The organism is Pseudomonas ovata, from assembly GCF_003131185.1.
Classification (GTDB): domain Bacteria; phylum Pseudomonadota; class Gammaproteobacteria; order Pseudomonadales; family Pseudomonadaceae; genus Aquipseudomonas; species Aquipseudomonas ovata.
In genome coordinates, this window is sequence record NZ_QFFU01000041.1 from 23,364 (window position 1) to 29,645 (window position 6,282).

Sequence of the window (6,282 nt, forward strand, 5' to 3'; positions counted from 1 at the left end):
TCTTTTGGAGAGGTGTTGTATTTGGGGCTTGCCCCGCAACCAGGCCGAGAACAACAAAAACTACCACAAGGTAGCGCCTGAACTGGTTGGATCGATTGATCATTGCACCGCAGCGGCCAAAGCAATCCGTTTGCTCTTTACTCTCGGTTTGAGAGGTTTCACAGGAAAAACGCCTGTGAATGGGCACCCAACAAAAACAAGAGCCCGCACTCATAATAAAAATAAAGAGCACGCACTTTGGGGGAGCTTCGGCTCCCCTGGTAGCTTCTGGAGTCCGGAAGCCAGCCTTCCCTTCTCGAAAATCCCCCTCCAGATTGCCCCCGCGACGACGCTTCCTACACCATTGCACGATCAAATGCTAGAATCCCCGCCCATCATGCGGTCATTCCCTGTTTTGGCCGAATATTCCTTCAAACAGTGCATCCCATGCTGAAGAAGCTGTTCCAGTCATTCCGTTCCCCGCTGCGTACGCCGCAGCAACACATACGTTCCACGCCGATCGTGCTCAATAGCAACCAGCACTCGCTGCAACGTGCCCAGTTCAGCCGTCATGCGGTCAACATCGTCGAGCGCCTGCAAACCGCAGGCTACCAGGCCTACCTGGTCGGCGGTTGCGTACGCGACCTGCTGCTGCAGATCAATCCCAAGGATTTCGACGTCGCCACCAGCGCCACGCCCGAGCAGATCCGTGCCGAGTTTCGCAACGCACGCATCATCGGCCGGCGCTTCAAGCTGGTTCACATCCATTTCGGCCGTGAAATCATTGAAGTCGCGACCTTTCGTGCCAACCATCCGCACGAAGACGACGAAGAAGACACCAACCAGTCTTCACGCAACTCCAGCGGCCGGATCCTGCGCGACAACGTCTATGGCACGCTGGAAGACGACGCACAGCGCCGCGATTTCACCATCAACGCGCTGTACTACGATCCGGTCACCGAGCGCATTCTCGACTACGCCAACGGCGTACACGACATTCGCAACCGGCTGATTCGCCTGATCGGCGATCCACAACAGCGCTACAAGGAAGACCCGGTGCGCATGCTGCGTGCGGTGCGTTTCGCAGCCAAGCTCAATTTCGGCATTGAAAAGCACAGCACCCTGCCGATTCGCCCGCTGGCGCCGATGCTGCGCGATATTCCGGCAGCCCGCCTGTTCGAAGAGACCCTCAAGCTGTTCCTGTCCGGGCACGGCGAGATGACCTTCGAAATGCTGGTTGACCTTGAACTGTTCGACTCGCTATTCCCGGCCACCGCCAAGGCGCTGGAATACAACCCGACCTACACCCATACGCTGATCAGTCAGGCCCTGGCCAACACCGACCTGCGCGTGCGCCAGGAAAAGCCGGTGACCCCGGCCTTCATGTTCGCTGCCCTGCTCTGGCCGGCCTTGCCGGCCAAGGTCCTGCGCCTGCAGGAGCGCGGTGCGCCACCGCTGGCAGCCATGAACGAAGCCTCGCACGACCTGATCGTCGAGCAGTGCCGCAGCATCGCGATTCCCAAGCGCTTCACCCTGCCGATCCGCGAGATCTGGGACATGCAGGAACGCTTGCCACGCCGTGCCGGCAAACGCGCCGACCTGCTGCTGGACCACCCGCGCTTTCGCGCCGCCTATGACTTCCTGCTGCTGCGCGAAAGCGCCGGCGAGCAGACCGACGGCCTGGGCGACTGGTGGACCCGGTATCAGGATTGCAACGAGAGCCAGCGCCGCGACATGATCCGCGACCTGGGCACCAAGGAAGAAGCCGGCACCGGCCCGCGCAAGCGTCGGCGCAGCAACTCCAAGCGCAAGACCGGTGGCGACGGCGCAGGCGTGTTCGATGAGTGAACGCGCCTACATCGGCCTGGGCAGTAACCTCGCCGAGCCGGCCGCGCAATTGCGCCATGCCCTTGAAGCGCTGCAGCGGCTGCCCGGCAGCCATCTGGCGGGCGCCTCGTCGTTCTATGTCAGCGACTCGCTGCTGCCCGGCCAGCCGCGCTACACCAACGCGGTGGCCGCGCTGGACACCGAACTGGCGCCACTGGCACTGCTCGACGCCCTGCAAGCGATCGAGCAGGACCAGGGCCGCGAGCGCCTGGAACGCTGGGGCCCGCGCACCCTGGACCTGGATATCCTGCTGTTCGGCGATCACCTGATCGACGTGCCGCGCCTGCAAGTGCCGCACTACCACATGCACGCCCGCGCCTTTGTGCTGTACCCACTGGCCGAACTGGCACCCGACCTGCACCTGCCCGACGGGCGCACTCTGAGCCAGCTGCTGGCCGAGTGCCCGTTTACCGGGCTGGAGCGGGTGCCCGTTCCGTCTGGTCCGGATTCCTTGTAACCGTCGTGTGTCACCCGTTACCTTGCCAGCCGGTCGGGGTAACAACCGCAATTGACTTCATGCCCCTCCCTCACGAATATAGGCCTCCCGCCGCCAACCCCGTTGGCGCATGGGCGCGAAACAGGCCATTGCGAAACACCGCGCTACGACGGTGTGCCTGCTTTCAGGCGTGCTCGACTGTTCAAGCGCCTGGTGATGGAGGAAATTAAATGCCGGTTACAACCGTTACGTCGCTGCAGGCCCTCAAGCTCAAGGGTGAAAAGATCACCATGCTGACCTGCTATGACGCAACCTTCGCCCACACCGCCAGCACGGCGGGCGTCGAGGTGCTGCTGGTCGGCGACTCGCTGGGCATGGTCCTGCAAGGGCATGACAGCACCCTGCCGGTGAGCACCGCCGACATGGCCTACCATGTGGCCTGCGTCAAACGCGGTAACCAGGGCGCGCTGATCGTCGCCGACCTGCCCTTCATGGCCAACGCCACCGTCGAACACACCCTGCTCAACAGCGCAGCGCTGATGCAGGCCGGCGCGCACATGGTCAAGGTCGAGGGCGCCGCCTGGCTGGCCGACTCCATTCGCCACCTCACCGACCGCGGCATCCCGGTGTGTGCCCACATGGGCCTGACCCCCCAGACCGTCAACGTAATGGGCGGCTACAAGGTCCAGGGCCGGCTCGAAGCCCAGGCCCGGCAGATGCGCGCCGATGCCATCACCCTGGAGCAGGCCGGTGCCGCGATGATCCTGCTCGAGTGCGTGCCGGCCGAACTGGCCGAGGAAATCACCCATGCCGTAAAGATTCCGGTGATCGGTATCGGTGCCGGCAACGCCACCGACGGCCAGGTACTGGTATTGCACGACATGCTCGGCCTGTCGATCAGTGGCCGGGTGCCCAAGTTCGTCAGGAACTTCATGATCGGCCAGCCTGATATCCAGTCGGCCATCCAGGCGTACGTCAGTGCCGTCAAGGACACCAGCTTTCCCGCCCCTGAACACGGATTCTCGGCATGAACACAGTACACAGCGTCCAGGACCTGCGCGCCGCCGTGGCGCAGGCCCGCCAGGCCGGCAAGCGCATCGCCCTGGTGCCGACCATGGGCAACCTGCACAGTGGCCACACCACGCTGGTCAGTCGCGCCGGTGAACAGGCCGATTTCGTCGTCGCGAGCATCTTCGTCAACCCGCTGCAGTTCGGTCCCAACGAAGACCTGGCCACTTACCCGCGCACCCTGACCGCCGACCAGGAAAAGCTCCAGCAAGCCGGCTGCCACCTGCTGTTCACACCGGGCGTGGCCGACATGTACCCCAACGGCATGGACGACCAGACCCGGGTCAGCGTCCCACACCTGTCCGAGGGCCTGTGCGGCGCCAGCCGGCCAGGGCACTTCGAGGGCGTGGCCACGGTGGTCAGCAAGCTGTTCAACATGGTCCAGCCCGACGTGGCAGTGTTCGGTGAAAAGGACTTCCAGCAACTGGCTGTGATCCGTGCGCTGGTGCGCGACCTGAACATGCCCATCCGCATCATCGGCGAGCCCACCGTGCGCGCCGCCGACGGGCTGGCCCTGTCGTCGCGCAACGGTTACCTGAGCGACGAACAGCGCGCCGTTGCGCCCGTGTTGTATCAGGTGATCACCCGGATCGGCGAGCAACTGCGCCAGGGCAGCACCGACATTGCGCGCCCGCTCGATGAAGGCAAACAGACACTTGAAAGCGCAGGCTTTCGCGTCGATTATCTAGAGGTCCGCGAGGCGTCCAGCCTGCGCCCGGCCAGCCCTGAAGACCACGACCTGGTGGTCATTGCCGCCGCATACCTGGGCAAGACCCGGCTGATCGACAACCTGCACCTGAATAGCGTTTCCTGACGCTCAAATTGCGGGCACGGCAGTGAACCAACGCCCTGCCCGCGCTGCCTTATCGAGACAAACCGTCGGCACACACCGGCGGACCATGGAGTGACAAGCCCGGACATCGATGTGTTACTGAATGTCGAGCCCAGAACCTGCCGCGCATCACGCGGCTTTGAAATGTCCACAGGCCGTTCAAGTTAAAGGAATCCCCCAGCGATGGCGTACTACCGCAATCCTTCCGATGTGACCGCTCTGCCCGCTTGGCAGGCGTTGAGCCAACACCGCCAGGCCATGCAGGACTTCAGCATGCGCGAGGCATTCGCCGCTGACCCGCAGCGCTTCAGCCAGTTCACCCTCAGCAGTTGCGGCCTGTTTCTCGACTACTCCAAGAACCTGATCACCCACGAAACCCGCGACCTGCTGGTCACGCTGGCCAATGACGTGGGCCTGAAAGAAGCCATCAAGGCGCAATTCGAAGGCGAGCTGGTCAACTCCTCCGAAGGCCGCCCGGCCCTGCACACGGCCCTGCGCCGTCCGGTGGGCGACAAGTTGCTGGTCAACGGCACCAACATCATGCCCGACGTGCACAAGGTGCTGAGCCAGATGACCGAGCTGGTCGGGCGCATCCACGATGGCCTCTGGCGCGGCTACACCGAAAAACCGATCACCGACGTGGTCAACATCGGCATCGGCGGCTCGTTCCTGGGCCCCGAGCTGGTCTCCGAAGCGCTGCTGGCCTACACCCACAAGGGCGTGCGCTGCCATTACCTGGCCAATATCGACGGCAGCGAATTCCACGAGCTGTCGCAGAGCATCCGTGCCGAAACCACACTGTTCATCGTGTCGTCGAAGTCGTTCAATACGCTGGAAACCCTGAAGAACGCCCAGGCCGCCCGCGCCTGGTACCTGGCCCAGGGTGGCTCGGAAGCCGAGCTGCATCGCCACTTCATCGCGGTGTCGAGCAACAACGCGGCGGCCGTGGCATTCGGCATCCGTGAAGAAAACATCTTCCCGATGTGGGACTGGGTCGGCGGGCGCTACTCGCTGTGGTCGGCCATCGGCCTGCCCATCGCCCTGGCCATCGGCATGTCCAACTTCAAGGAGCTGCTGTCGGGCGCCTACACCATGGACCAGCACTTCCTCAACGCACCGTTCGAGCAGAACATGCCGGTGCTGCTGGGCCTGCTGGGCGTGTGGTATGGCAATTTCTGGGGCGCGCAGAGCCACGCGATCCTGCCGTACGACCACTACCTGCGCAACATCACCAAGCACCTGCAACAGCTGGACATGGAATCCAACGGCAAGAGCGTGCGCCAGGACGGCACACCGGTCGCCACCGACACCGGTCCCGTGATCTGGGGCGGCGTCGGCTGCAACGGTCAGCATGCCTACCACCAGTTGCTGCATCAAGGCAGCCAGTTGATCCCGGCCGACTTCATCGTGCCGATCGTCAGCTTCAACCCGGTGGCCGACCATCACCAGTGGCTGTACGCCAACTGCCTGTCGCAGAGCCAGGCACTGATGCTGGGCAAGACCCGCAGCGAAGCCGAAGCCGAGTTGCGCGCCAATGGCGTGGCCGAAGAGCAGGTGCAGAAACTGGCGCCGCACAAGGTCATCCCGGGCAACCGTCCGAGCAACACCCTGGTGGTCGAACGCATCAGCCCGCGCCGTCTGGGCGCACTGGTCGCCATGTACGAGCACAAAGTCTTCGTGCAGAGCGTGATCTGGGGCATCAACGCCTTCGACCAGTGGGGCGTCGAGCTGGGCAAGGAACTGGGCAAGGGCGTCTACCAGCGCCTGACCGGCGGCGATGAAGCGCCGGCCGAAGATGCCTCCACCCAGGGCCTGATCAACTACTTCCGCGGCCGCCACCGCGGCTAAAGCGAACCGCTCCTACGCTGTAAACACCGTAGGAGCGCGCTTGCCCGCGACCGGCTGCGTTAGCAGTCGTAAATTTGTGGCGTTTCATAGATCCCTGATGGGTTTGCAGTCGTAAATTTGTGGCCTTTCATAGATCCCTGATGGGTTTGCAGTCGTAAATTTGTGGCGTTTCGCAGATTTTGCGAGCGCTGCGCACTCGGTCGCGGGCAAGCGCGCTCCTACTTCCGCGGCC

General features: G+C 63.3%; 5 protein-coding genes. All 5 read left to right on the plus strand.

The genetic code is table 11. From position 1 onward, the window contains the following. Nucleotides 1–426: 426 nt before the first annotated feature. Entirely contained in the window at nt 427–1,827 is a 1,401-nt protein-coding gene (locus DGA31_RS29005; RefSeq protein WP_109514865.1) for a polynucleotide adenylyltransferase PcnB, read from the plus strand. Next, nucleotides 1,820–2,323, plus strand: a complete 504-nt coding sequence (gene folK / locus DGA31_RS29010; protein WP_109514866.1) for a 2-amino-4-hydroxy-6-hydroxymethyldihydropteridine diphosphokinase — start codon at nt 1,820–1,822, stop codon at nt 2,321–2,323. The genes DGA31_RS29005 and folK overlap by 8 nt, the downstream gene beginning before the upstream one ends. Before the next feature lie 209 nt (nt 2,324–2,532). Further along, nucleotides 2,533–3,333 carry a 3-methyl-2-oxobutanoate hydroxymethyltransferase gene (panB, locus tag DGA31_RS29015; protein ID WP_109514867.1) on the plus strand — a complete coding sequence of 267 codons (801 nt, stop codon included), beginning with the start codon at nt 2,533–2,535 and terminating at the stop codon, nt 3,331–3,333. Then, nucleotides 3,330–4,184, plus strand: a complete 855-nt coding sequence (gene panC / locus DGA31_RS29020) for a pantoate--beta-alanine ligase (RefSeq protein ID WP_056841983.1) — start codon at nt 3,330–3,332, stop codon at nt 4,182–4,184. Before panB ends, panC begins: the two co-directional genes overlap by 4 nt. A 201-nt stretch (nt 4,185–4,385) precedes the next feature. Further along, nucleotides 4,386–6,050 (plus strand): glucose-6-phosphate isomerase, encoded by a 1,665-nt coding sequence (gene pgi / locus DGA31_RS29025; protein WP_056841982.1) that lies wholly within the window; start codon nt 4,386–4,388, stop codon nt 6,048–6,050. The last annotated feature ends 232 nt before the right edge of the window (nt 6,051–6,282 follow it).

Bases quoted from the DNA above. Each gene is read 5' to 3' on its own strand.
- pgi (WP_056841982.1), top strand. From the start codon at position 4,386: ATGGCGTACTACCGCAATCCTTCCGATGTGACCGCTCTGCCCGCTTGG.
- folK (WP_109514866.1), top strand. From the start codon at position 1,820: ATGAGTGAACGCGCCTACATCGGCCTGGGCAGTAACCTCGCCGAGCCG.
- panC (WP_056841983.1), top strand. From the start codon at position 3,330: ATGAACACAGTACACAGCGTCCAGGACCTGCGCGCCGCCGTGGCGCAG.
- panB (WP_109514867.1), top strand. From the start codon at position 2,533: ATGCCGGTTACAACCGTTACGTCGCTGCAGGCCCTCAAGCTCAAGGGT.
- DGA31_RS29005 (WP_109514865.1), top strand. From the start codon at position 427: ATGCTGAAGAAGCTGTTCCAGTCATTCCGTTCCCCGCTGCGTACGCCG.